Source organism: Pseudomonas sp. MPB03 (assembly GCF_046605385.1).
In the GTDB taxonomy this organism is placed as follows: Bacteria; Pseudomonadota; Gammaproteobacteria; order Pseudomonadales; family Pseudomonadaceae; genus Aquipseudomonas; species Aquipseudomonas zanjanensis.
Genome location: NZ_CP176770.1, coordinates 4,264,517 through 4,288,332, shown reverse-complemented (window position 1 = coordinate 4,288,332; position 23,816 = coordinate 4,264,517). Strand labels below are relative to the sequence as shown.

General features: G+C 63.0%; 20 protein-coding genes. 10 read left to right on the top strand and 10 right to left on the bottom strand.

From position 1 onward, the window contains the following. Nucleotides 1-42: 42 nt before the first annotated feature. The 9 genes from ACLH0I_RS18295 to ACLH0I_RS18255 all read left to right on the top strand — a co-directional run bounded on the left by ACLH0I_RS18295 (nt 43) and on the right by ACLH0I_RS18255 (nt 7,510). The gene (locus ACLH0I_RS18295; RefSeq protein WP_250965349.1) at nt 43-384 is read left to right on the top strand and encodes a hypothetical protein; all 342 of its coding nucleotides are present in this window, start codon (nt 43-45) and stop codon (nt 382-384) included. A gap of 397 nt (nt 385-781) precedes the next feature. Next, nucleotides 782-1,630 (top strand): transporter substrate-binding domain-containing protein, encoded by an 849-nt coding sequence (locus ACLH0I_RS18290; RefSeq protein ID WP_207961909.1) that lies wholly within the window; start codon nt 782-784, stop codon nt 1,628-1,630. Nucleotides 1,631-1,684: 54 nt separating this feature from the next. Further along, the gene (locus tag ACLH0I_RS18285) at nt 1,685-2,347 is read left to right on the top strand and encodes an amino acid ABC transporter permease (RefSeq protein WP_014338685.1); all 663 of its coding nucleotides are present in this window, start codon (nt 1,685-1,687) and stop codon (nt 2,345-2,347) included. A gap of 9 nt (nt 2,348-2,356) precedes the next feature. Further along, on the top strand, nt 2,357-3,019 hold the full coding sequence (locus ACLH0I_RS18280; RefSeq protein WP_053121514.1) for an amino acid ABC transporter permease: 663 nt from the start codon (nt 2,357-2,359) through the stop codon (nt 3,017-3,019). Beyond that, on the top strand, nt 3,016-3,822 hold the full coding sequence (locus tag ACLH0I_RS18275; protein ID WP_250965345.1) for an amino acid ABC transporter ATP-binding protein: 807 nt from the start codon (nt 3,016-3,018) through the stop codon (nt 3,820-3,822). Before ACLH0I_RS18280 ends, ACLH0I_RS18275 begins: the two co-directional genes overlap by 4 nt. Nucleotides 3,823-3,860: 38 nt before the next feature. Beyond that, nucleotides 3,861-4,250 carry a RidA family protein gene (locus ACLH0I_RS18270; protein ID WP_250965344.1) on the top strand — a complete coding sequence of 130 codons (390 nt, stop codon included), beginning with the start codon at nt 3,861-3,863 and terminating at the stop codon, nt 4,248-4,250. Nucleotides 4,251-4,415: 165 nt separating this feature from the next. Beyond that, nucleotides 4,416-5,180, top strand: coding sequence for an IclR family transcriptional regulator (locus ACLH0I_RS18265; protein ID WP_058543922.1), 765 nt, complete (start codon nt 4,416-4,418; stop codon nt 5,178-5,180). Nucleotides 5,181-5,220: 40 nt separating this feature from the next. Beyond that, nucleotides 5,221-6,438, top strand: coding sequence for an amino acid deaminase (locus tag ACLH0I_RS18260; protein ID WP_411385015.1), 1,218 nt, complete (start codon nt 5,221-5,223; stop codon nt 6,436-6,438). Nucleotides 6,439-6,592: 154 nt separating this feature from the next. Beyond that, nucleotides 6,593-7,510 (top strand): sugar kinase, encoded by a 918-nt coding sequence (locus ACLH0I_RS18255; RefSeq protein ID WP_411385014.1) that lies wholly within the window; start codon nt 6,593-6,595, stop codon nt 7,508-7,510. A 147-nt stretch (nt 7,511-7,657) separates the two neighbouring features. Here the strand turns inward: ACLH0I_RS18255 and ACLH0I_RS18250 are convergent, their stop codons facing one another. Beyond that, the gene (locus tag ACLH0I_RS18250) at nt 7,658-7,933 is read right to left on the bottom strand and encodes a peptidylprolyl isomerase (protein WP_003182808.1); all 276 of its coding nucleotides are present in this window, start codon (nt 7,931-7,933) and stop codon (nt 7,658-7,660) included. Nucleotides 7,934-7,981: 48 nt separating this feature from the next. Then, a complete protein-coding gene (locus ACLH0I_RS18245) occupies nt 7,982-10,519 on the bottom strand; it encodes a PAS domain-containing protein (protein ID WP_411385013.1) in 2,538 nt (845 codons plus the stop codon). Nucleotides 10,520-10,651: 132 nt separating this feature from the next. On the opposite strand from ACLH0I_RS18245, the gene ACLH0I_RS18240 reads away from it, so the two are divergent. Then, complete coding sequence (locus ACLH0I_RS18240) at nt 10,652-11,770, top strand: PilT/PilU family type 4a pilus ATPase (protein ID WP_411385012.1); 1,119 nt, start codon at nt 10,652-10,654, stop codon at nt 11,768-11,770. Nucleotides 11,771-11,905: 135 nt separating this feature from the next. On the opposite strand, the gene ACLH0I_RS18235 is transcribed toward ACLH0I_RS18240, so the two are convergent. From ACLH0I_RS18235 to ACLH0I_RS18200, 8 genes are all read right to left on the bottom strand, one after another. Next, the gene (locus ACLH0I_RS18235; RefSeq protein ID WP_411385011.1) at nt 11,906-13,861 is read right to left on the bottom strand and encodes an acetoacetate--CoA ligase; all 1,956 of its coding nucleotides are present in this window, start codon (nt 13,859-13,861) and stop codon (nt 11,906-11,908) included. Between the two features lie 227 nt (nt 13,862-14,088). After that, a complete protein-coding gene (locus ACLH0I_RS18230; protein WP_250965432.1) occupies nt 14,089-14,865 on the bottom strand; it encodes a 3-hydroxybutyrate dehydrogenase in 777 nt (258 codons plus the stop codon). A gap of 8 nt (nt 14,866-14,873) precedes the next feature. Further along, nucleotides 14,874-16,265, bottom strand: a complete 1,392-nt coding sequence (locus tag ACLH0I_RS18225; RefSeq protein WP_186706698.1) for a GntP family permease — start codon at nt 16,263-16,265, stop codon at nt 14,874-14,876. A gap of 303 nt (nt 16,266-16,568) precedes the next feature. Continuing rightward, the gene (locus tag ACLH0I_RS18220) at nt 16,569-17,984 is read right to left on the bottom strand and encodes a sigma-54 interaction domain-containing protein (protein ID WP_411385010.1); all 1,416 of its coding nucleotides are present in this window, start codon (nt 17,982-17,984) and stop codon (nt 16,569-16,571) included. Between the two features lie 144 nt (nt 17,985-18,128). Beyond that, nucleotides 18,129-19,709, bottom strand: coding sequence for an ABC transporter ATP-binding protein (locus ACLH0I_RS18215; protein WP_411387529.1), 1,581 nt, complete (start codon nt 19,707-19,709; stop codon nt 18,129-18,131). 26 nt (nt 19,710-19,735) lie between these two features. After that, on the bottom strand, nt 19,736-20,758 hold the full coding sequence (locus tag ACLH0I_RS18210; RefSeq protein ID WP_411385009.1) for an ABC transporter permease: 1,023 nt from the start codon (nt 20,756-20,758) through the stop codon (nt 19,736-19,738). Then, nucleotides 20,758-21,816, bottom strand: coding sequence for a microcin C ABC transporter permease YejB (locus ACLH0I_RS18205; protein WP_411385008.1), 1,059 nt, complete (start codon nt 21,814-21,816; stop codon nt 20,758-20,760). Before ACLH0I_RS18205 ends, ACLH0I_RS18210 begins: the two co-directional genes overlap by 1 nt. Continuing rightward, nucleotides 21,816-23,684, bottom strand: a complete 1,869-nt coding sequence (locus tag ACLH0I_RS18200) for an extracellular solute-binding protein (RefSeq protein ID WP_411385007.1) — start codon at nt 23,682-23,684, stop codon at nt 21,816-21,818. Before ACLH0I_RS18200 ends, ACLH0I_RS18205 begins: the two co-directional genes overlap by 1 nt. Nucleotides 23,685-23,816 lie beyond the last annotated feature (132 nt).

Genomic DNA, 23,816 nt, shown 5'->3' with positions numbered 1-23,816 from the left:
TCAGGTGATAGCATAGGGCCATCTATCGGCCTGGAAGCTGCCATGAAACCCTGTCACGGAACGTCCACTCTACTTCGTACCAGTGTAGCGATCCTGTTGTTGGCCCTGGGGGCTTCGGCCCTTGCCGCCAATCAGCCGTGTTCCGGGCGCAAGGGCGGTATTGCCGGGTGTGACGGCGATACCTTCTTGTGCAACGACGGTTCCATCAGCGCTTCGAAGAAGTCCTGTTCCGCGGTGCTGGGGCTTCGCAACGACGCCCGGCCGCAATCGTTGCTCAAATCAACCGACGGTTGCCAGTGCGGCAGTGGCAATTACTGCGTCGGGCCCCGGGGCGGGGTCTATTGCCTTACGCCTGGCGGCAGCAAGAGCTACAAGCGCAAATAAACCAGGCACACCACCGAACCCCTGTGGGAGCGAGCTTGCTCGCGATGGCGTCAGGTCAGTTGGCATCAACTTTGGCTGATCCACCGCTATCGCGAGCAAGCTCGCTCCCACAGGGTAATCATTCACACATTCCAGAGTGGTTCCGTTTCGGTGCGCCGGGGGCGCCGAGGACCCGGCTTGGGGCCTTGTTACCCGTGCGTCGTGGCTAACGGTAGCAACAGTATTCGCACGCAGACATCACCGTCCGGTCTCCCGTTTTCCCATCTCCCTGATTTCCCTCAATTTCTATTTTTCTCTCCCGGGGCCGTCGGGCCTGTGGCACACTTTCTGCTGTCTATTCCGTTGTTACATACCATGTTCCGGTATAGCGGAATAAACTCACTCTGGAGTGCTTGCCATGCAACGCCGACCTTCCTTGTTCAAAGCGTGTGTTTTTCTCTTCGTGGCCACGACGGCTGCCATGGGGGTCGCTCAGGCGGCCGACAGCAAGCTGGACAGCGTGCTGCAACGGGGGAAATTGATCGTGGGCACGGGCAGTACCAATGCGCCGTGGCACTTCCAGGGAGCGGATGGCAAGTTGCAGGGTTTTGATATCGACATCGCGCGGATGGTCGCCAAGGGCCTGTTCAATGACCCGGAGAAAGTCGAGTTCGTGGTGCAGTCGTCCGATGCGCGTATTCCCAACCTGCTGACCGACAAGGTCGACATGAGCTGCCAGTTCATCACCGTCACCGCCAGTCGCGCCCAGCAAGTGGCGTTCACCCTGCCGTACTACCGCGAAGGCGTGGGCCTGCTGCTGCCGGCCAACAGCAAGTACAAGGAAATCGAAGACCTCAAGGCGGCGGATGACGACGTTACCGTGGCGGTGCTGCAGAACGTCTACGCCGAAGAGCTGGTGCACCAGGCATTGCCCAAGGCCAAGGTCGACCAGTACGACAGCGTCGACCTGATGTACCAGGCCGTGAACTCCGGCCGCGCCGATGCCGCCGCCACCGACCAGTCCTCGGTCAAATACCTGATGGTGCAGAACCCAGGGCGCTATCGCAGCCCGGCCTACGCCTGGAGCCCACAAACCTACGCCTGCGCGGTCAAGCGCGGCGACCAGGACTGGCTGAACTTCGTCAACACCACCTTGCATGAGGCCATGACCGGTGTGGAATTCCCCACCTACGCGGCGTCGTTCAAGCAGTGGTTCGGCGTCGAGCTGCCGTCGCCGGCGATCGGTTTCCCCGTTGAATTCAAATGACCCTGTGAGCCCGGGGCGCCCTTTGTGGGCGCACCGTCGAAGGTACTGCCGACCATGAATTATCAGTTGAACTTTGCCGCCGTCTGGCGCGATTTCGACACCTTGCTGGCGGGGCTCGGCCTGGGGCTTTCCCTGGCGCTGGTGTCGATCGCCATCGGCTGCGTGATCGGCCTGGCGATGGCGTTCGCGCTGCTCAGCAAGCATCGCGTGTTGCGGGTGCTGGCGTCGGTGTATGTCACGGTGATCCGCAATACGCCGATCCTGGTGCTGATCCTGTTGATCTACTTCGCCTTGCCGAGCCTGGGCATTCGCCTGGACAAGCTGCCGTCGTTCGTCATCACCCTCTCGTTGTACGCCGGGGCCTACCTGACCGAAGTGTTTCGCGGCGGGCTGTTGAGCATTCACAAGGGACAGCGTGAAGCGGGATTGGCCATCGGCCTGGGCGAGTGGCAGGTGAAGGCCTACGTCACCGTGCCGGTGATGCTGCGCAACGTATTGCCGGCCTTGTCGAACAACTTCATTTCGCTGTTCAAGGACACCTCCCTGGCGGCGGCGATTGCCGTGCCAGAGCTGACTTACTACGCCCGCAAGATCAACGTGGAGAGCTACCGGGTGATCGAAACCTGGCTGGTGACCACGGCCTTGTATGTCGCGGCCTGTTACCTGATTGCCATGCTGCTGCGGTATTTCGAGCAGCGCCTGGCGATCCGCCGTTAGGAGTCTCCCATGTACGAATCCCCCAGTTGGTTGCATGAGTTGTGGGTCGCCCGGGACACCCTGTGGGCCGGTTTCCTGACCAGCGTGCAGTGTTCGCTGCTGGCGATTGTGTTGGGCACCTTGATCGGTGTCGTCGCCGGATTGGCGTTGACGTACGGCCGTGTCTGGATGCGTGCGCCGTTTCGTTTCTACGTCGACCTGATTCGCGGCACGCCAGTCTTCGTGCTGGTGCTGGCCTGCTTCTACATGGCCCCGGCCCTGGGCTGGCAGATCGGCGCGTTCCAGGCCGGCGTGCTGGGCTTGACGCTGTTCTGCGGCTCCCACGTGGCCGAGATCGTGCGCGGCGCCTTGCAGGCATTGCCCCGTGGGCAGATGGAAGCGAGCCAGGCCATCGGCCTGACGTTCTACCAGGCGCTGGGTTACGTGCTGTTGCCCCAGGCGTTGCGGCAGATCCTGCCAACCTGGGTCAATTCCTCCACGGAGATCGTCAAGGCCTCGACCTTGCTGTCGGTGATCGGCGTCGCCGAATTGCTGCTCAGCACCCAGCAGATCATCGCCCGGACCTTCATGACGTTGGAATTTTACCTGTTCGCCGGGTTTCTCTTTTTCATCATCAACTACGCCATCGAATTGCTCGGACGGCACATTGAAAAGCGGGTGGCGTTGCCATGACTGACGTTTCGAAACTCTCCAGTACAAAGCTCTCAAACGCCCAGCCGCTGCTGGACATTCGCGGCCTGCGCAAACAATACGGCCCGCTGGAAGTGCTCAAGGGCGTGGACCTGAGCATGCAGCGCGGCAATGTGGTCACGCTGATCGGCTCCAGCGGTTCGGGCAAGACCACATTGCTGCGTTGCGTGAACATGCTGGAAGAATTCCAGGGCGGCCGGATCGTGCTCGACGGCGAGTCCATCGGCTATGACGAGGTGGCTGGCAAGCGCGTGCGCCACGCCGAGAAAGTCATCGCCCGCCATCGAGCCATGACCGGCATGGCCTTCCAGCAGTTCAACCTGTTCCCGCATCTGACCGCGTTGCAGAACGTCACCCTGGGCCTGCTCAAGGTGAAAAAACTGCACAAGGACGAAGCGGTGGCCCTGGCCGAAAAATGGCTGGAGCGGGTCGGCCTGTTGGAGCGGCGCGACCACTTTCCCGGCCAGTTGTCCGGCGGCCAGCAGCAACGCGTGGCGATTGCCCGGGCGATTGCGATGAACCCCAGCCTGATGCTGTTCGACGAAGTCACCTCGGCCCTGGACCCGGAGCTGGTCGGTGAGGTGCTGAACGTGATCAAGGGCCTGGCCGAAGACGGCATGACCATGCTGCTGGTGACCCACGAAATGCGCTTCGCCTTCGAGGTCTCCGACAAGATCGTGTTCATGAACCAGGGCCGCATCGAAGAACAAGGGCCACCCAAGGAGCTGTTCGAGCGGCCGCAATCGCCGCGTCTGGCGGAATTCCTCAAGAACACCCGTTTTTAATCCATTCAGCTATCAATCAGTTCAACAAGGAGATACCCATGAGCATTACGCGTTACGGCACCGGCAGCACCGCAGGCGGCGGCCAGCCACGGCCCTTCGCCCGCGCCGTGGAGGCCGATGGCTGGCTGCACGTGTCTGGCCAGGTGCCGGCGGTGAACGGCGAGATCATTGTCGGCGGGATCGTCGAGCAGACCCACCAGACCATGAAGAACCTGGTGGCCATTCTCGAAGAGGCCGGCTACGGCCTGGAAGATGTGGTGCGCTGCGGCGTATGGCTGGAGGACCCGCGGGACTTCTGGAGTTTCAACAAAGTGTTCGGCGAATACTTCAACCCGGAACACGCCCCGGCCAGGGCCTGCGTGCAGGCGAGCATGATGGTCGATTGCAAGGTCGAGATCGATTGCATTGCCTACAAGAAAAAAAGCTGAACACGGTACTCTGGAAAATTAGCTTCTGTGGCGAGGGAGCTTGCTCCCGCTCGGCTGCGCAGCAGTCGCAAGAAATTGGGCCTGCTGCGCAGGCCAGCGGGAGCAAGCTCCCTCGCCACAGTAAAGATACATGCGACTATGGGTGAAATTTCAGGAACCGAAAACATGACCGAAGACACCATCAAACGCCGGGCCCGGGGATTGGATCGGGCGTTCGATATCCTCGATTTTCTCAAGGAAATCGGCCAACCGCTGCGCCCGAACGATATTGCCAGCGGCATCGGCAGTCCCAAGTCCACGGTCTATGAACTGGTGGCGTCGCTGTTGGAGCGACGCATCCTCGAGCCGGTGGGCAAGGACGGTCACGTCTACCTGGGCCGCCAGTTGTATTTCCTCGGCCAGGCGCACTTGCGGCATTTCGATTTGAGTCGCGAGGCCGACCAGGCCTTGCAGGAGATCGTGCGCCAGACCCGGGAAACGGCGCAGATGTGCCTGCTCAACGGGCGTAAATACACCGTCGCGCTGATGAAAGAAGGCGAGCGGCATTTCCGCATCTCCTCGGACATCGGTGAAAACGCGCCGATCCCATGGACCGCGTCCGGGCGCCTGCTACTGGCGCATCTGAGTGACCAGCAGATCGTCGACCTGATCGACCCCGACGATTTCATCCTGCCGGACGGCGAGCGCCTGCCCCTGGAGCAATTTCTCAAGGAAATCCGCCAGGCTGGCCTCGATGGTTTTTTCTCCTTCGACAGCGTCGCCGACACCTTCACCCATTGCTTCGCCGCACCGGTCAAAGACCCTGGCGGCGTGGCCATCGCCACCCTGTGCATCGTCGCCCCACGGGCCGACGCCAAGAACAATTACGCCGACTACCGCCGGGTGCTGATCGAAAGCGCCAACAACCTGGCCCGTCGCATCAATGAATAGACAGCAACGGCACTAGCGGCCGTGCGCGAGGAGTTCGAACATGTCATCTGCCATCCTTAATGCCGGCGTCGAGAAGGGCGCTGCCACCGTCGGCGCCCACCTGCTGCGGGACGTCAGCCTGCCAGCGCTGGTGCTGCACCGCACGGCCCTGGAGCACAACATCCGCTGGATGCAGGATTTTGTCACCCGCAGCGGTGCCGAACTGGCGCCCCACGGCAAGACCAGCATGACCCCCGCGTTGTTTCGCCGTCAGTTGGAGGCCGGCGCCTGGGGCCTGACCCTTGCCACCGCCGTACAGACCCGTGCCGCCTACGCCCATGGCGTGCGCCGAGTGTTGATGGCCAACCAATTGGTGGGCACGCCCAACATGGCGCTGATTGCCGATCTGCTCGCCGACCCGGCGTTCGAATTCCATTGCCTGGTGGATCATCCGGACAACGTCGCTGACCTGGGCGCTTACTTCGCTTCTCGCGGCGTGCGGCTCAATGTGATGATCGAGTACGGCGTGGTCGGTGGTCGGTGTGGCTGCCGGACCGAAGCCGAGGTGCTGGCCCTGGCCGAGGCGATTCGCAGTCAACCGGCGCTGGCGTTGACCGGTATCGAAGGCTACGAAGGGGTGATCCACGGCGACCATGCCATCAGCGGCATCCGCGCGTTCGCAGCCTCCTTGGTACGGCTGGCGGTGCAGTTGCAGGACGGCGGTGCCTTCGCCATCGACAAACCGATCATCACCGCCTCGGGTTCGGCCTGGTACGACCTGATCGCCGAATCCTTCGAAGCCCAGAATGCCCACGGGCGTTTCCTCAGCGTGCTGCGGCCCGGCAGCTACGTGGCCCATGACCATGGCATCTACAAAGAGGCCCAGTGCTGTGTACTGGAGCGCCGCAGCGACCTGCACGAAGGCCTGCACCCGGCCCTGGAGGTCTGGGCCCATGTGCAATCGCTGCCGGAGCCGGGCTTCGCGGTGATCGCGCTGGGCAAGCGCGACGTCGCCTACGACGCCGGATTACCGGTGCCGCTCAAGCGCTACACGCCCGGATCGGACGCGGTGGTGGCGGATGATGTCAGCGCTTGCAAGGTGACGGCGGTGATGGACCAGCATGCGTTCATGAGCGTGGCGGCGGGGGTTGAGCTGCGTGTGGGCGACATCATTTCGTTTGGGACTTCCCACCCGTGCCTGACGTTCGACAAGTGGCGAGTGGGGTGCCTGGTGGATGAGCAACTGAGGGTGGTCGAGTCTATGGAGACTTGTTTCTGAGACTTGAGACCGAGTCGCGCCCTTCGCGAGCAAGCCCGCTCCCACAGTTGGGCCGCTGTGAACGCATGATTTGCGTTCACCAAAGACCCCCTGTGGGAGCGGGCTTGCTCGCGAAGACGGCCTGTAGAACACCACCGAACCATCAGGAACATCCATGAGCAACCCCACACCCCGCATCGCCCTGATCGGCGAATGCATGATCGAACTGCAACAACGCGCCGACGGCAGCTTGCTGCAAAGCTTCGGCGGCGACACCCTGAACACCGCCGTGTACCTGTCCCGCGCCTTGGGCGACAGGGGCTCGGTGGATTACGTCACCGCCCTGGGCGACGACAGTTTCAGCGATGCCATGTGTGAGCGCTGGGCCGAAGAAAACATCGGGTTGCAAAGGGTCCAACGCTTGCCTGGACGCCTGCCGGGTCTGTATTGCATCCAGACCGATGCGGCGGGCGAGCGGCGATTCCTCTACTGGCGCAACGAAGCGGCGGTGCGCGAGTGTTTTACCACCCCGGCCGCCGCACCGATCCTGGCCGCATTGCCGGATTACGATGTGCTGTATTTCAGCGGCGTCACCCTGGCGGTACTCGGCGAGCAGGGGCGGCGCAAACTCATTGAGGCCCTGATCGAGGCACGGCGCCGCGGCGCCCAGGTGGTGTTCGATAACAACTACCGACCACGGCTCTGGGCCTCGGTCGAGGCGGCGCGCCTGGCGTATCGCAGCGTACTGCCTTACGTGGAGCTGGCGCTGTTGACCGTGGATGACGAACAGGCGCTGTTCGGCCATGTCGATGACGAGGCGGTATTCGCTGCGTATGCGCAGTTGGGCACGCCGGAAGTGGTGCTCAAGCGCGGTGCCGAGGCCTGTTTGATTCGTTGCGATGGGCAGTCTTATGAAGTGCCTGCCGTGCGGGTAGAGCGTGTAGTCGACACCACGGCGGCGGGAGATTCCTTCAGCGCCGCGTACCTGGCGAGCCGCTTGCTGGGCGGCAGCCCGGTGGAAGCGGCCGAGGCGGGACACCGGTTGGCGAGCCGGGTGATCCAGGTGCCGGGGGCGTTGATTCCCAAGGACTGACATCTCCATGGAAATCAGGCTATGCCTTTGTGGCGAGGGAGCTTGCTCCCGCTCGGCTGCGCAGCAGCCGCAAAAATGGGCCTGCTGCGCAGGCCAGCGGGAGCAAGCTCCCTCGCCACAGGGTCGGGTCGTCAGGGCAATGTCACTTCAATCCCGGTAGAACACCTGCACCAGGTGATAGCCAAACTTGCTCTTGATCGGCCCATGTACCACCCGCAGTGGCTTCTTGAAAATCACCGCATCGATCACCCCGACCATCTGCCCCGGCCGTACTTCGCCCAGGTCACCGCCGCGCTTGCCCGAGGGACAGGTGGAGTATTTCTTGGCCAGCACATCGAACGCTTCGCCCTTGGCGATGCGTTGCTTGAGCTGTTCGGCTTCTTCGGCGGTTTTCACCAGGATATGGCGGGCTTGGGCTTTCATTGCAGCGGTGACCTGAAGGGTGCGACGGGGCGGCGATTATGCCTCAAGTCAGCCGCCATGGTTGATCATCGTCCGAATCTTGTTGGCCAACAGATCGAGGGTGAAAGGCTTGGCGACCATGTCCATGCCCTGTTCGAGGAATCCTTGGCGTTCGGCGGCTTTCTGCGCGTAGCCCGTCATGAACAGCACTTTGAGCCCCGGGCGGTGCTGGCGGGCGATTTCCGCCAGTTGCCGGCCATTCATGCCCGGCAGCCCGACGTCGGTCACCAACAGGTCGATGCGTTGCTCCGATTCCAGCAGGGGCAATGCCATCATGGCGTCCTGGGCCTCGAGTGCGGTGTAGCCCAAGGTCTTCAACAGGTCGAGCACCAGCATGCGCACGGCGGGTTCGTCTTCCACCAGCAGTACGGTTTCCCCGGCGATGGCCGGTGGTGCCTCGACCGTCTCCGGCGTGGCGGGTTGCTGGGCCGGCGCAACGTGCAAGCGCGGCAGGTACAGTTGCACACGCGTGCCCTGGCCCGGCACGCTGTCCAGGTTGAGGTGACCACCGGACTGTTGGGCAAACCCGTAGATCATCGACAAGCCCAGGCCGGTGCCCTGGCCGATGGGCTTGGTGGTGAAGAACGGGTCGAAGGCCTTGGCCAGCACGGCGGGGGTCATGCCGCTACCGTTGTCGCTGACGGCGATCATCACGTAGTCGCCGGCCTTGACCGGCTCCAGGGTATTGATGTCCGTGCCGTCGAGGTAGACGTTGGCGGTTTCGACGATCAATTCGCCGCCCTCGGGCATCGCATCTCGGGCGTTGATCACCAGGTTGAGCAGGGCGTTTTCCAGCTGGCTGGCATCGGTGCTGACTGGCCACAGCTCATTGGCCAGTTGCAGGCGCAGCACGATGTGATCGCCGGTGGTCCGGCTCAGCAGGTCTTCGAGCGAGCGAACCAGCTCGTTGGCGTCCAGCGGCTTGCGGTCCAGGGATTGGCGACGGGAAAACGCCAGTAACCGATGGGTCAGGGCCGCGGCGCGGTTGGCCGAGGACACCGCCGCTTCGGTGAAGCGGCCGATCTCGGCGGCACGACCAGCGGCGATGTAGCGTTGCATCAGGTCGAGGCTGCCGAGAATGCCGGTCAGCATGTTGTTGAAGTCATGGGCAATGCCGCCGGTGAGCTGGCCCACGGCTTCCATTTTCTGCGCATGGCGCAGGGCTTCTTCGGCGCGCTCGCGCTCGAACATCTCGCTTTGCAGCCGATGGTTGGCCTCGGCCAGTTGCTGGGTTCGAGCGATGACCCGTTCCTCCAGCGTTTCGTTGAGGTTGCGCAGGGCTTCCTCGGTTTTCCGGCTCTCGGTTTCGTCGATCACAAAGATGTAGAAGCCGTTCACCGCACCGTCCGCGCCGTGGCGCGGCAGGTAGTTGATCAAGGAATGGCGCGGGCGACCGTCGCGATGGTCCGACTGCACGGCAAAGCTGCACGGCTTGCCGGCCAGGGCGTCGGCGATCTGCTGGGCGCGGGCGGCATAGGCCTCATCGCCGAGCACTTCGCGGATGGTCTTGCCGTAGAGCTCCTGCGGAGTCATGCCGTACCAGTCCAGGTAGGCGCTGTTGTTCAGCCGGAAACGCTCCTCGCGGTCCACGTAGCTGATGAGGATCGGCATGGCGTTGATGATCAGTTGCAACTCGGTCTGGCTCTGGCGCAGGGCCTGCTCGGTGCGCTTGCGTTCGGTCAGGTCCAGGGCCGCGCCCAGGAAACGCTTGGGCCGGCCGTGGCGGTCCTTGTAGCAGCGGCCGCGCACATATACCCAGCGCAACTCATTATCGGGCTGCAGCAGCCGGTACTCCTCGGCGTATTCGGTGCCGTGGGTGATGCAGTGCTTGATGCTGCGGGCAACCATCGCCCGGTCTTCGGGATGCACGCCTTCAAGATAGGCGCTGATGGGCAATTGTCGCGACAGCTCCGGATCGACGCCATGCAGCAGGGCGAAATGCGCGTCGGCAATAAAGCGGTCCTCGCTGATGTCCCAATCCCAGGTGCCCAGCGCGTCGGCGGCGGCCAAGGCCAGTTGCAGGCGTTCTTCGCTTTCGTGCTGGGCCTTGAGGCTGGCCTCGGAACGCCGCTCGAACTCCATGGCCAGGCGGCGTCGCTCGCTGGTCTCGATGGCGGTGACCAGAATGCCGGCGACGCTGCCGCTTTCGTCACGCACCGGGCTGTAGGTCAGGTCCAGCCAGACATCGCAGAGACGGCCGGCGAAGGGCACGCGCCATCGCTGATCGCGGCAAGTGTGGGTCTGGCCTTGTAACACCCGCTGATAAATCCCTTCGGTCGTGCCTTTGAGTTCGGGCCATGCTGCATGGGTCGGCTGGCCAAACGCTCGAGGGTGCTTGTCACCAGCCAGTCGGCCGAAGGCGTCGTTGTAGAGGTGGGACAGCTGCGCGCCCCACAGCAAGGCCATGGGCATGGGCGAATGGAGCACGATGTCCACGGCGGTGCGCAGGCTCTGGGGCCAGTCCCGGGCGGTGCCCAACGGGGTCTGGGCCCAGTCCACCTGGCTGACCAGGCGTTGTGTATCGCTGCCGGCGGGTGTCGCGTTCATCACGCACTCCCTGCCTGTCGTGTCTGTACCACGGCGTCTACTATCCTTTGAGGAAGGTAAGTGCGAGTGGGGCTGAAAGATTTCATGTTCGGCTCAGCTTGTTTCATTGATGTCTCGCGGAAGTTTCAGTCCATGGAAATCGATCCGTTGTTGCGAATCCTGGCGAGCCAGAATGGTTCCGACCTTTACATGTCCACGGGCGCGCCGCCATGCGCGCGTTTCGAAGGGGTGATCAAGCCCTTGGCTAACGAGGCCTTCAAGGTCGGCGACATTGCCCGTCTCGCCGAGTCTTTGATGGACGCCGAACAGCGCCTTGAGTTCGATCGGGAATTGGAAATGAACCTGGCGATTTCCCTGGCGGGCGTCGGGCGGTTCCGGGTCAATATCTTCAAGCAGCGCAACGACGTGTCCATGGTGATTCGCAACGTCAAGCTGGATATCCCGCGCTTCGAAGACCTGAAACTGCCCCGGGTGTTGTTGGACACCATCATGCAGAAACAGGGCTTGATGCTGTTCGTCGGTGCGACAGGCTCGGGCAAGTCGACCTCCCTGGCGGCGCTGATCGATTACCGCAATCGCAACAGCAGCGGTCACATCATCACCATCGAGGATCCGGTGGAGTACATCCATCGGCATAAGAAATCCATCATCAACCAACGGGAAGTCGGTGTCGACACCCGCAGTTTTCATGCCGCCCTGAAGAACACGTTGCGCCAGGCACCGGATGTGGTGCTGATCGGCGAGATCCGCGATCGGGAAACCATGGAGCATGCCCTGGCTTTTGCCGACACCGGGCACCTGGTGATTTCCACCTTGCATGCCCATAACGCCAACCAGGCCTTGGACCGGGTGATCAATTTCTTCCCGGAGGAACGCCGGCCGCAGTTATTGAACGACCTGGGCAACAACCTCAAGGCGTTCGTCTCCCAGCGTCTGGTACGCACCCGCACTGGCCAGCGGCGGGCTGCGGTGGAAGTGATGCTGGGTTCACCGACGGTGGCCGACCTGATCCGGCGCAACGAACTTGGCGAGCTCAAGTCCATCATGGAAAAGTCGGAGGAACTGGGCATGCAGACTTTTGACCAGGCGCTGTTCAACCTGGTAGTCGAAGGGGCCATCGACGAGGAAGAAGCGCTGAAAAATGCCGACTCGGCGAACAACCTGCGGTTGCGTTTGAAGCTGCATACCGAGTCGGGCGCGGCGGCGCCACCGGCTGATCCAGCGGCGGGTGAGTGGGGGTTGATGGATTGATTGTTTTAAAGGGAGACCGCGTTATCGTTCATCGCGAGCAAGCTCGCTCCCACGGTGGATTGCTGTGAATACAAAACTTTTGATCACCGCGATCCCCCTGTGGGAGCGAGCTTGCTCGCGATGAGGCCCTGACGGTCAGCTCGCCAGCTCAGGCCGATCGCGAAACTGCTCCAGCGCCCCGGGATTGGCCAGGGCATCGGTATTCTTCACCGCTTCGCCATGCACAACGTTGCGCACCGCCAACTCCACCACCTTGCCACTGATGGTCCGCGGGATATCAGTGACGGCGAGGATCTTCGCCGGCACATGCCGTGGTGTGGTGTTGGCCCGGATGACCTGGCGAATCCGTTGTTCCAAGGCCTCATCCAGCATCACGCCATCACGCAGGCGCACGAACAGCACCACCCGGACATCACCCTGCCATTGCTGGCCGATGGCGACGCTGTCCAGCACCTGCTCGACCTTTTCCACCTGCCGGTAGATTTCCGCGGTGCCAATGCGCACACCGCCCGGGTTGAGCACGGCATCGGAGCGTCCATGGATCAACAGGCCGCCGTGGGGCAGTTCCTCGGCGTAGTCACCCTGGGCCCATACCCCGGGGAATTGGGCGAAGTAGGACGCGCGAAGTTTTTCCTGCCGAGGGTCGTTCCACAAACCAATGGGCATCGCCGGGAAATGCCGGGTGCACACTAGCTCACCCTTTTCGCCGATGACCGGCGTGCCAGCCTCGTTCCAGACTTGCACGGCCATGCCCAGGCTCTTGCCCTGCATTTCGCCCCGGTGGACCGCTGACAGCGGGTTACCGTTGACGAAGCACGACACAATGTCGGTGCCGCCGGACATCGAGGCCAGGCAGACGTCGGGCTTGAAATCCCGGTACACGTAGTCGTAGCTATGGGGCGCCAGTGCCGAGCCGGTGGACAGGAGGGTTTTCAGGCTGTCCAAGCGATGCGTTTGCCGTGGCTTGAGGCCCTCGCTTTCCAGGGCCGCGAGGAATTTGGGGCTGGTGCCGAACACGCTGATGCGCTGCTGATCGATCAGGTCCAGCAAGCGCGCGGGACCGGGGTGGAACGGCGAGCCATCGTAGAGCACCACCGCGCTGCCCACGGCGAGGGCCGACACCAGCCAGTTCCACATCATCCAGCCGCAGGTCGTGTAGTAGAACAACCGATCCTCGGGACCGAGGTCGACGTGCAGGCCATGTTCCTTGACGTGTTGCAGCAGCACGCCGCCAGTGCCATGGACGATGCACTTCGGCACGCCGGTGGTGCCACTGGAGTACAGGATGTACAGCGGGTGGTCGAACGGGACGCTGACGAATTCCGGTTCGCCACCGCTTCGGTAAAAGTCGTTCCACAACGCGACGGCGGCCGAGGTCTTGAAGTCCTCGACGCGGGCCTCAGGCTGGGCATAAGGCAGCACGATCAATTGCTGCAATGATGGCAACCGTTCAAGGATCTCGTTGATCTTGGGCCGCTGGTCGATGGTTTTCCCGGCATAGCGATAACCCGCGCACGTGATCAACACCTTGGGCTCGATCTGGCCGAAGCGGTCGATGACGCCCTGGGTACCAAAATCCGGCGATGAGCACGACCAGATGGCGCCCAGGCTGGTGCTGGCGAGCATTCCCACCAACGTCTGCCAGGTGTTGGGCATGCAGGCGGCGACCCTGTCGCCCCGGGTCACGCCGGCCGCTTGCAGGCTTTTTTGCAGGCCGGCGACCTGGGCGGCGAGTTCGGCCCAGGTCAGGTGTTCCTCGTCGCCGTTTTCGGCCAGCGCTACCACGGCGAGGGCGTCATCGCGGCGGCGCAGCAGGTGTTCGGCGAAGTTCAGCGTGGCGCCCGGGAACCACTGGGCGCTGGGCATTTGCGCACCCTCCAGCAGTACCGCGTCGGGGGCTTGGTGAAAGCGAATCTCGAAGAAATCGACGATGGCCTGCCAGAAGGCCTCGCGCTGGTCGATGCTCCAGGCGTGCAGGGCAGGGTAGTCGTTCAGTTGCAACTGATGCCGCGCGTTGGCGAACCGGCGAAAGGCGTCCATGCGTGACTGGGCGATGCGTTCGGGGCTGGGTTGCCAGAGGATGTCGGACATGGGGTGCCTCTTGTTTTTTCGGGCTTATAAACATTGCAGCACAAGGCGCACTTTGTGGCGAGGGAGCAAGCGGTGAAACGGTGCTTCCTGTAGCCAGGTCGCTTCTGTGGCGAGGGAGCTTGCTCCCGCTGGGCTGCGAAGCAGACCCAATAGGCGGCCGCTACGCAGCCGAGCGGGAGCAAGCTCCCTCGCCACAAAGAGCGCTTTCACCACACAAGGTTGCGTATCTATTGAGCCAACCACCCCCCATCGATATTCCACGCCGCGCCCCGCACCTGGCTCCCGGCCTCACTGCACAGGAACAGCACCAGTTCCCCCAGTTGCGGCGGGGTGACGAATTCCAGGGACGGCTGTTTCTCGGCCAACAGGTCGTGCTGTGCCTGTTGCGGGTCGACGCCCGTGGCAATGCGATCATCGATCTGTTTTTGCACCAGCGGCGTCAGCACCCAGCCCGGGCAAATGGCGTTGCAGGTCACATTGCTGGTGGCGGTTTCCAGGCCGACCACCTTGGTCAAGCCGATCACCCCATGCTTGGCCGCGACATACGCCGCCTTGCCCACCGAACCGACTTGGCCATGCACCGAAGCGATATTGACGATCCGTCCCCAGCCCTTGGCCCGCATGGCCGGCAGGCTCAGGCGGGTGGCGTGGAACACCGATGACAGGTTGATGGCGATGATCGAATCCCAGCGCTCCACCGGGAAATCCTCCACGGCGGCCACGTGCTGGATCCCGGCGTTGTTCACCAGGATGTCCACGCCACCGAACTCACGCTCGGCGTAGGCGAGCATGTCGGCGATCTGTGCCGGGTCACTGACGTCGGCCGGGTGATGGCCGACCTTGCCGCCGAACTGTTTCACCTCGGCGATCACCGTCGAGGCATCGCCGAAGCCGTTGAGGATCAGGTTGGCGCCGGCCTTGGCCAGGCTCAGGGCGATGCCCAGGCCGATGCCGCTGGTGGAGCCGGTGACCAGGGCGGTCTTGCCCGAAAGAGGGGTTGTCATGGGGAACCTCACACAATGCCAGTGGCGTAGAACACACCGATCACGAAGAACACCGCGAGGGTCTTGATCAGCGTAATGCAGAAAATGTCTTTATAGGCTTCGCGATGGGTCAGCCCGGTCACCGCCAGCAAGGTAATCACCGCGCCGTTGTGGGGCAGGGTGTCCATGCCGCCGCTGGCCATGGCGGCCACCCGGTGCAGCACTTCCAAAGGGATGTTGGCGGCATGTGCGGCGCTGATGAAGGTTTCCGACATCGCCGCCAAGGCGATGCTCATGCCGCCCGAGGCGGAGCCGGTGATGCCCGCCAGCAGCGTGACGGTCACCGCTTCGTTGACCAGCGGGTTGGGAATGCTCTTGAGCCAGTCGGCCAGGACCAGGAAGCCCGGCAAGGACGCGATGACGGCGCCGAAGCCGTATTCCGACGCGGTGTTCATCGCCGCCAGCAACGCACCGCCCACCGCGCTCTTGCTGCCTTCGGCCAGTTTGCTGCGAATGGCCCGGAAGCCGAACAGCAGGACCATGATGATGCCCACCAGCAAGGCCGCCTGCACCGCCCAGATCGCGGTGAGCTTGGCGATGTCGCTGGTGACCGGGGCGCTCATGCCCGGCAGCGCCAGGCTGTGGGTCTTGCCATACCATTGGGGAATCCATTGGGTGAACAGCAGGTTCATGACCCCCACCGCCAGCAGCGGTGAAACGGCAATCCACGGGTTCGGCAGCTGGATGTCTTCGGCGGTTTCCGGCTCGTTGCGCAGCTCGGTGCCGTAGCCTTCGCCCTCGCGTTGGGCCTTGTTGCGCTGGCGTTGCAAGAACAGCATGCCAAGGCTGAACACGAAGATCGTACCGATCACCCCCAGCCACGGTGCGGCCCAGGCGGTGGTGTTGAAGAACGTGCTGGGGATGATGTTCTGGATCTGCGGCGTGCCGGGCAGGGCGTCCATGGTGAACGAGAACGCGCCGAGGGCGATGGTGGCCGGGATGAGCCGCTTGGGAATGTTGCTCTGGCGGAACATCTCGGCGGCGAACGGGTACACCGCGAACACCACGACGAACAGCGACACGCCGCCATACGTCAGCACGGCGCAGACCAGCACGATCACCAGCATGGCTTGGCGCGTCCCCAGCAAGCGAATCGCCGCGGCGACGATGGAACGGGAGAACCCCGACAACTCAATCAGCTTGCCGAACACCGCACCGAGCAGAAACACCGGGAAGTAGAGCTTGATGAAGCCGACCATTTTCTCCATGAACACCCCGGTGAAGGCAGGGGCGACGGCGGACGGGTCGGTGAGCAGGACAGCACCGAGGGCGGCGATGGGGGCGAAGAGGATAACGCTGTAGCCACGGTAGGCGGCGACCATCAGCAGCGTGAGAGCTGCCAAGGCAATGATCACACTCATGGTGTGTCTCCTGGATTGTTATTGTTGTGGTGAAGCGGTGGCGGGGCTATAGCGAGTTTTGTGCCAGGTGTGTAACTGGCTGAAATATAAGGGTTTTATTTGTGTTTATAGGAGTGGGTTGAAAGATTTGTCTCTAATCGGAGATTTTTAGGGGCTGGGCTGGCCTCATCGCGAGCAAGCTCGCTCCCACAGGTTGACCGGGTATTCCAGGAAAACCCCGGCCCCCTGTGGGAGCGAGCTTGCTCGCGATGAGCGCAAAGCGCTCCCCCATCAGCAGTCTACCAATAGAGAAATAAAGTCTCTTTATTGAGACTCTGCAATCCCCAACGCCACCATCTTCTTGTACAGCGTCGACCTCCCCAGCCCCAACCGCTCGGCCGCTTCGACCACCTTGCCCCCGCATTGCGCGAGGGTGGTTTCGATCAATTGCCGGTCGAAGCGCGCCCGGGCCTGGCTGAAGGTTTCGTGGGGCAGGGGATCGACGCTCACGTCCGCTGGCCGCGCTACCGGCGTGAACGTCCCGATGGCCGCGCGGATGTCCGTTGCCGTGAGTACCAGGTCATCGCTGAGCAGCGCGGCCCGTTCCAGCACATTGCGCAGCTCGCGGATGTTGCCCGGCCAGGCGTGTTGTCGCAGCAGGTCGAGGGCGGCGGGGTTCAGTTCGTGCTGGCTGCGCAGCTCTTCCAGGATCGCTTCGCTCAAGGCCGGCAAGTCATCCAGGCGCTCGCGTAACGGCGGCACCTGGATCGGCAGCACGTTGAGGCGGTAATACAGGTCGGCGCGGAACTCTCCACGCTTGATCGCCGCTTCCAGGTCCATCGAGGTGGCGGCGATCACCCGCACGTCGCTTTGCAGCATCTCGTTGGAGCCCACGGGTTCGTATTCCTTTTCCTGGAGCACGCGCAGCAGTTTGCTTTGCAGCGGCAACGGCATGTCGCCGATTTCGTCGAGGAACAGCGTGCCGCCTTGGGCAATCTGCAGCTTGCCGGCGCGGCCCTTGCGGTCGGCCCCGGTAAAGGCCCCCGGCGCGGTGCCGAAGAACTCGGCTTCCAGCAGCGATTCAGGAATCGCTGCACTGTTGATGCTGACGAACGGCTTGTGTGCCCGCGGCGAAGCGCTGTGGATGGCCTGGGCCAGCAGCTCCTTGCCGGTGCCGGTTTCGCCGAGCAGCAGCACTGGCGAATCAGCACTGGCGCTGCGCCGGGCTCGACGTTTGACCTCAAGGCCGGCGCTGCTGGTGCCAATGAAATGGGCAAAGTTGTACTTGGTTTGCCGCGCCCGCAGCAGCGAACGGGTGGAGGCCAGCTCTTCCTGCATGCTCAGGTAGCGCTTGAGCATCGGCGACAGGCTGTGCAATTCATCGAACAAGGCAAAACCGATGGCACCGATCACCGCACCCGCGCTGTCGTGGATCGGCAGGCGCATCACCACCAGCGGCTCCTTGGGCGTGTCCTGCATGTCCAGCAGGATCGGCCGCCCGGTGCGCACCACTTCCCGCAACAGGCTGCTGGGGATCACGCTCTCGCACGCCCGGCCAATCGCCTCCTGCGCCGAGTTCAGGCCGAAACGGCGGGCGTAGCGCTCGTTCATCCAGACGATATTCGCGTCACGGTCGACAATCACCGTGCCTTCGCTGGACTGCTCGATGATCTCGAACAACGAGCGGATCGCCAGCGTGCGCACGCGCTTGTAATCCTTGAGGCTTTCGGTGGGGTTCATGATCGGATCCGGGTTGTGTGTTGCCTGTCAAGCCGCCATCGCGAGCAAGCTCGCTCCCACATTTGATCTTCAGTGCGACGCAGACCAGTGTGGGAGCGAGCTTGCTCGCGATGGGCGCGACACGAAGCTATGCCATGCGCCGCATTATGCCCACCCCGGATGCGCCGCCGCCAACAACTCCTTGGTATAGGGATGCTGGGGTGAGTCGAACACGTCATGGCTGGCGCCTTGCTCGACCACCTTGCCGTCCTTGATCACGATCATGTCGTGGGCCAGGGCGCGGACCACCGCCAGGTCATGGCTGATGAACAGGTAGGTCAGGCCGTGCTTTTCCTGGAGCTGGCGCAGCAGGGCGACCACTTGTTTCTGCACGGTGCGGTCCAGGGCCGAGGTCGGTTCGTCCAGCAGGATCAGGGCCGGCTTGAGCACCAGGGCCCGGGCGATGGCGATGCGTTGGCGCTGGCCACCGGAAAACTCATGGGGGTAGCGGTGGCGGCTCTGCGGGTCGAGTCCTACTTCCTTGAGGGCCTGGATCACCTGCGCCTCACACACCTCGGCGGTGGACGGGCTGTGGACTTCGAGGCCTTCGCTGATGATCTGTTGCACCGACATGCGCGGGCTGAGGCTGCCGAACGGGTCCTGGAACACCACCTGCATCTTTTTGCGCCACGGCCGCAGGGCCTTGTGGGATAACTGTTCGAGGGCATGGCCCTGGAAGTGGATGCTGCCTTCGGATTCGATCAGCCGCAGGATTGCCTGGCCCAGGGTGGACTTGCCGGAACCGGATTCGCCGACGATGCCCAGGGTCTTGCCGCGCTGGATGCTCAGGCTGATGCCGTCCACGGCGCGCAAGTATTCCTTGCGTCGGAACAGCCCGCCGCCCAAGGCAAAACTCACCCGCAGGTCCCGCACCTGCAACACGTCTTCGCGTTCGTCCCGAGGCAGGGCCTCCCCTTCCGGTTCGGCGTGCAGCAGCTCGCAGCTGTAGGGATGCTTCGGTGCGCTGAACAGGGTTTCGCAGGGTGCCTGCTCGACAATTTCCCCGGCCTGCATCACGCACACCCGCTGGGCGATGCTGCGCACCAGGTTGAGGTCGTGGCTGATCAGCAGCAAGGACATGCCGAGCCGTTGCTGCAAGGACTTGAGCAGCAGCAGGATCTTGCGCTGCACGGTCACGTCCAGCGCCGTGGTCGGTTCGTCGGCAATCAACAGCTCCGGCTCGCAGGCCAGGGCCATGGCGATCATCACCCGTTGCCGCTGGCCGCCGGACAGTTGATGAGGGTAGGCCTTGAGCCGCTCGGCGGGCTTCTGGATGCCCACCAGGGCCAGTAGTTCGAGGATGCGCTGGCGCGCCGCTTTGCCGCCCAGGCCCCGGTGCAGCATCAGGGTTTCACCGATCTGCTTTTCGACGCTGTGCAGTGGGTTGAGCGAGGTCATCGGTTCCTGGAAGATCATGGCGATGCGGTTGCCGCGCAACTCCCGCAGGGTCTTGGCCTCGGCCCCCAGCAGTTCCTGGCCACGGTAGCGAATGCTGCCGGTGGTGCGAGTGCCGGTCTCGGGCAGCAATTGCAGGATCGAATGGGCCGTCACCGACTTGCCGGAGCCTGATTCGCCCACCAGGGCCAGGCATTCGCCGGGGCGGATGTCCAGGCACAGGTTGCGCACCACCGTCTGGTCGTTGAAGGCCACGCTCAGGTCGCGGATTTCGATCAGGTTGTCGCTCATCTCAAGGTTCCGCTTCATGGCTGTTTTCAAGACCGTGGATCAAAGGCGTCGCGCAACGCCTCGCCGATGAATACCAGCAGGGAAAGAATCAGCGCCAGGGTGAAAAATGCCGTCAACCCCAGCCACGGCGCTTGCAGGTTCTGTTTGCCTTGGGCGATCAACTCGCCCAGCGATGCGCTGCCGGCCGGCATGCCGAAACCGAGGAAGTCCAGGGCGGTCAGGGTGGAGATCGCCCCAGTGAGGATGAAGGGCAGGTAGCTCAGGGTGGCGTTCATCGCGTTGGGCAGGATATGCCGCACGATCACCTTGCGGTCGGACAGCCCCAGGGCCCTGGCGGCCTTGACGTACTCCAGGTTGCGTCCGCGCAGGAACTCGGCGCGGACCACGTCCACCAGGGCCAGCCAGGAAAACAGTGCCATGATCCCCAGCAGCCACCAGAAATTCGGCTCGACGAAGCCGGACAGGATGATCAACAAGTAGAGCACCGGCAGCCCGGACCAGACTTCCAGCAAGCGCTGTCCGAGCAGATCCACCCAGCCGCCGTAATAGCCCTGCAACGCACCGGCGGCGATGCCGATCAGCGCGCTGATGGCGGTCAGGGCCAGGGCGAACAGGATCGACACCCGCGCGCCGAAGATCACCCGGGCCAGCACGTCCCGGGACTGGTCATCGGTGCCCAGCCAGTTCACCGCCGAGGGCGGGCTCGGGGCCGGCTGGTTGAGGTCGTAATTGGGCGTGTCGTCGCTGAACGGGATCGGTGGAAACCACAGCCAGCCGCCGTCCTTGTGGATCAGGTTCTGCACATAGCTGCTGCGGTAGTCGGCCTGGAACGGCAACTGCCCGCCGAATGCCTGTTCGGTGTAGCGCTTGAACACCGGGAAATACAGCGAGCCTTGGTAGCTGACCACCAGCGGTTTGTCATTGGCGATCAACTCGCCGCCCAGGCTCAGGATGAACAGGCCGATGAACAGCCACAATGACCACCAGCCCCGACGGTTTTTCTTGAAACGTTCGAAACGTCGGCGGCCCAAGGGGGAAAGCTTGAACATCAGGCGTTCCTCGCGGCGAAGTCGATGCGCGGATCCACCAGGGTGTAGCAGAGGTCGCCGATGAGTTTGATCAGCAGGCCGAACAGCGTAAAGATGAACAGCGAGCCGAACACCACCGGATAATCCCGCGACACGGCGGCCTCGTAGCTCATGCGTCCCAGGCCATCGAGGGAAAAGATCACTTCGATCAGCAAGGAACCGGCGAAGAACACGCTGATAAACGCTTGGGGAATGCCCGAGACCACCAACAGCATCGCATTGCGGAACACGTGGCCGTAGAGCACCCGGCGTTCGCTCATGCCCTTGGCCCGCGCGGTGACCACGTACTGGCGGGTGATTTCATTGAGGAACGAGTTCTTGGTCAGGATCGTCAGGGTGGCGAAGCCGCCGATCACCAGCGACGTGACCGGCAGCACCAGGTGCCAGAAGTAATCGGCGATCTTGCCCAGGGTCGACAGTGACTCGAAGTTGTCCGACACCAACCCGCGCACCGGAAACCAGTTCAGCGAGGTGCCGCCGGCAAACATCACGATCAGGAACATCGCGAAAAGAAACGCCGGCATGGCGTAGCCGATGATGATCGCCGTGCTGCTCCACACATCGAATGCCGAGCCGTGGCGCACGGCCTTGCGAATGCCCAGGGGGATCGACACCAGGTAGGTGATCAAGGTCGCCCAGAGCCCAAGGGAGATGGTTACCGGCATTTTTTCCAGGATCAGGTCGGTAACCGTGGCGCCGCGGAAGAAACTCTTGCCGAAGTCGAGGCGGGCGTAGCTGCTGAGCATCAGCCACAGGCGCTCATGGGCCGGCTTATCGAAGCCGTATTGTTTTTCGATGTCCTTGATCAACTGCGGGTCGAGGCCGCGACTGGCTCGGGAGCTGCCGGTCATCTCACCGCCCGAGCCGCCGACGCTGCCGCCGCCGATGCCTTGCAGGTGGGCGATGGCCTGTTCCACCGGGCCGCCGGGTGCGGCCTGCACGATGACGAAGTTCACCAGCAGGATGATCACCAGGGTGGGAATGATCAGCAGCAGGCGCCGCGCGATATAAGCCCACATCAATGCGGCCCTCCGGGTGTGCCGCGCCTGAGGCGTTCGGCGCGCATCTGCTCGTTGGTCAGCGGCGTGGTGCTCACTTCCCACCAGCTTTCGATGGCTTCGTCATTGCTGGCCTGGACCTTTGGCATGCCGAAGCGGTTCCACCACACGGTCGAGCTGCCCGGCGGGTAATAGTTGGGGATCCAGTAGTAATTCCATTGCAGCACCCGGTCCAGGGCGTGGGCATGGTGCAGCATGTCGGCCTGGGTGCTGGCCTTGACCAGCCCGTCGATCAGGGCGTCCACCGCCGGGTTCTTCAAGGCCATGTAGTTGTTGGCCCCTGGATCGTTGGCGGCCGCCGAGCCGAAGTAATTGTAGAGTTCCATGCCCGGTGAGGTGCTGACGGGATAGCCGGTGATGATCATGTCGTAGTCGCGACTCATCAGGCGATTGACGTACTGGGAGGCATCGATGCGGCGAATGCTCATGTCGATGCCGATCTGCGCCAGGGTTCGCTTGTAGGGCAGCAGCAGGCGGTCGATACCGTTCTGGCTGTTCAGGAAGGTGAAGCTCAGCGGTTCGCCCTCGGCGTTCACCAGGCGGTCGCCCTCGGGTTTCCAGCCGGCCTGTTCCAACAAGGCCAGGGCTTGCAGTTGTTTGTCGCGGATCACGCCGCTGCCATCGGTTTTCGGGGCCTGGAAGACCTGGGTGAAGACTTCGTCGGGAATCTGCCCGCGCAACGGCTCGAGAATCGCCAGCTCGCCGGCGTCCGGCAGTTTGCGGGCGGCGAGGTCGGTGTTGGAAAAAAAACTCTGCTGACGCACATAAAGGTTGCGCATCATCTGGCGGTTGCTCCACTCGAAATCCCAGAGCATCGCCAGGGCTTGGCGCACGCGACGGTCCCGGAATTGCGGTTTTTGCAGGTTGAAGACAAAACCCTGGGCGGTCTGGGGCGCCTCTTTGGCCAGGTGGGCCTTTTGCAGGCGCCCGTCCTGCAGGGCCGGGCCGTCATAGCCGATGGAATAGCCGGTGGCGGAAAATTCGCGGTTGTAGTCATAGGCACCGCCGCGCAGCACTTGGCGGGCGACGTCGGTGTCGCCGAAATATTCGATGCTGAAATGGTCGAAATTGTAGAGCCCGCGACTGACCGGCAAGTCCTTGCCCCACCAATCGGCATTGCGTTCGAAGGTGATGCTGCGCCCGGAATCGACCTTGCTCACCCGGTAAGGGCCACTGCCCAGTGGGGCCTCGTAGCCGCCGCCGTTGGCGAAATCGCGGGTCTTCCACCAATGTTCGGGAAAGACCGGCAGGGTGGCGACGTCCAGGGGCAGCGTGCGGCTTTCGTTGTTCTTGAAGTTGAAGCGCACGGTGCGCTCGTCCTCGACCACGACGTCCTTGACCGCCGCGAACTGGGTGCGATAGCGCAGGCTGCCTTGGGTCATCAGCAGCTCGAAGCTGTAGCGCACATCCTCGGCGGTGATGGGCTTGCCATCGGCGAAGCGGGCCTTGGGGTTCAGGTAGAAGCGCAGGGACAGGCCATCGTCGGCACGCTCCATCTTCTGCGCCACCAGGCCATAAACGGTATAGGGCTCGTCCAGCGAGCGCTGGGCCAGCGGCGAATACAGCATCCCGTCGATCTGGCTGACGCCGATGCCTTTGTCGATGTAGGGCAGGATGTGGTCGAAGTGGCCGATCTCGATGGCCGAGCGGCGCATGGTCCCACCTTTGGGGGCCTGGGGATTGGCGTAGGCGAAGTGGCCGAAGCCTTCGGCATATTTGGCGGGTTCGCCATAGACGGTCAGGGCATGTTGCGGTGCTGCATCGACGCCTGGGGCGCCTGTGAGCAGGACCGCGGCAGTCAATAGCAGTGAAGGGAACGCCAGTCGCATTGTCAGCCTTAAAGCCGGGTGAACGTTGACATGATTTGTACGCGAGCGGCGGATGAATCGCCAGCCCTTGTGGCGAGGGAGCTTGCTCCCGCTCGGGTGCGCAGCAGCCGCCAATGGTTGGGCCCGCTTCGC

Bases quoted from the DNA above. Each gene is read 5' to 3' on its own strand.
- ACLH0I_RS18260 (WP_411385015.1), top strand. From the start codon at position 5,221: ATGTCATCTGCCATCCTTAATGCCGGCGTCGAGAAGGGCGCTGCCACC.
- ACLH0I_RS18295 (WP_250965349.1), top strand. From the start codon at position 43: ATGAAACCCTGTCACGGAACGTCCACTCTACTTCGTACCAGTGTAGCG.
- ACLH0I_RS18285 (WP_014338685.1), top strand. From the start codon at position 1,685: ATGAATTATCAGTTGAACTTTGCCGCCGTCTGGCGCGATTTCGACACC.
- ACLH0I_RS18210 (WP_411385009.1), bottom strand. From the start codon at position 20,758: ATGTTCAAGCTTTCCCCCTTGGGCCGCCGACGTTTCGAACGTTTCAAG.
- ACLH0I_RS18235 (WP_411385011.1), bottom strand. From the start codon at position 13,861: ATGTCCGACATCCTCTGGCAACCCAGCCCCGAACGCATCGCCCAGTCA.
- ACLH0I_RS18270 (WP_250965344.1), top strand. From the start codon at position 3,861: ATGAGCATTACGCGTTACGGCACCGGCAGCACCGCAGGCGGCGGCCAG.
- ACLH0I_RS18215 (WP_411387529.1), bottom strand. From the start codon at position 19,709: ATGAGCGACAACCTGATCGAAATCCGCGACCTGAGCGTGGCCTTCAAC.
- ACLH0I_RS18205 (WP_411385008.1), bottom strand. From the start codon at position 21,816: ATGTGGGCTTATATCGCGCGGCGCCTGCTGCTGATCATTCCCACCCTG.
- ACLH0I_RS18265 (WP_058543922.1), top strand. From the start codon at position 4,416: ATGACCGAAGACACCATCAAACGCCGGGCCCGGGGATTGGATCGGGCG.
- ACLH0I_RS18200 (WP_411385007.1), bottom strand. From the start codon at position 23,684: ATGCGACTGGCGTTCCCTTCACTGCTATTGACTGCCGCGGTCCTGCTC.
- ACLH0I_RS18240 (WP_411385012.1), top strand. From the start codon at position 10,652: ATGGAAATCGATCCGTTGTTGCGAATCCTGGCGAGCCAGAATGGTTCC.
- ACLH0I_RS18255 (WP_411385014.1), top strand. From the start codon at position 6,593: ATGAGCAACCCCACACCCCGCATCGCCCTGATCGGCGAATGCATGATC.
- ACLH0I_RS18290 (WP_207961909.1), top strand. From the start codon at position 782: ATGCAACGCCGACCTTCCTTGTTCAAAGCGTGTGTTTTTCTCTTCGTG.
- ACLH0I_RS18225 (WP_186706698.1), bottom strand. From the start codon at position 16,265: ATGAGTGTGATCATTGCCTTGGCAGCTCTCACGCTGCTGATGGTCGCC.
- ACLH0I_RS18220 (WP_411385010.1), bottom strand. From the start codon at position 17,984: ATGAACCCCACCGAAAGCCTCAAGGATTACAAGCGCGTGCGCACGCTG.
- ACLH0I_RS18245 (WP_411385013.1), bottom strand. From the start codon at position 10,519: ATGAACGCGACACCCGCCGGCAGCGATACACAACGCCTGGTCAGCCAG.
- ACLH0I_RS18280 (WP_053121514.1), top strand. From the start codon at position 2,357: ATGTACGAATCCCCCAGTTGGTTGCATGAGTTGTGGGTCGCCCGGGAC.
- ACLH0I_RS18230 (WP_250965432.1), bottom strand. From the start codon at position 14,865: ATGACAACCCCTCTTTCGGGCAAGACCGCCCTGGTCACCGGCTCCACC.
- ACLH0I_RS18275 (WP_250965345.1), top strand. From the start codon at position 3,016: ATGACTGACGTTTCGAAACTCTCCAGTACAAAGCTCTCAAACGCCCAG.
- ACLH0I_RS18250 (WP_003182808.1), bottom strand. From the start codon at position 7,933: ATGAAAGCCCAAGCCCGCCATATCCTGGTGAAAACCGCCGAAGAAGCC.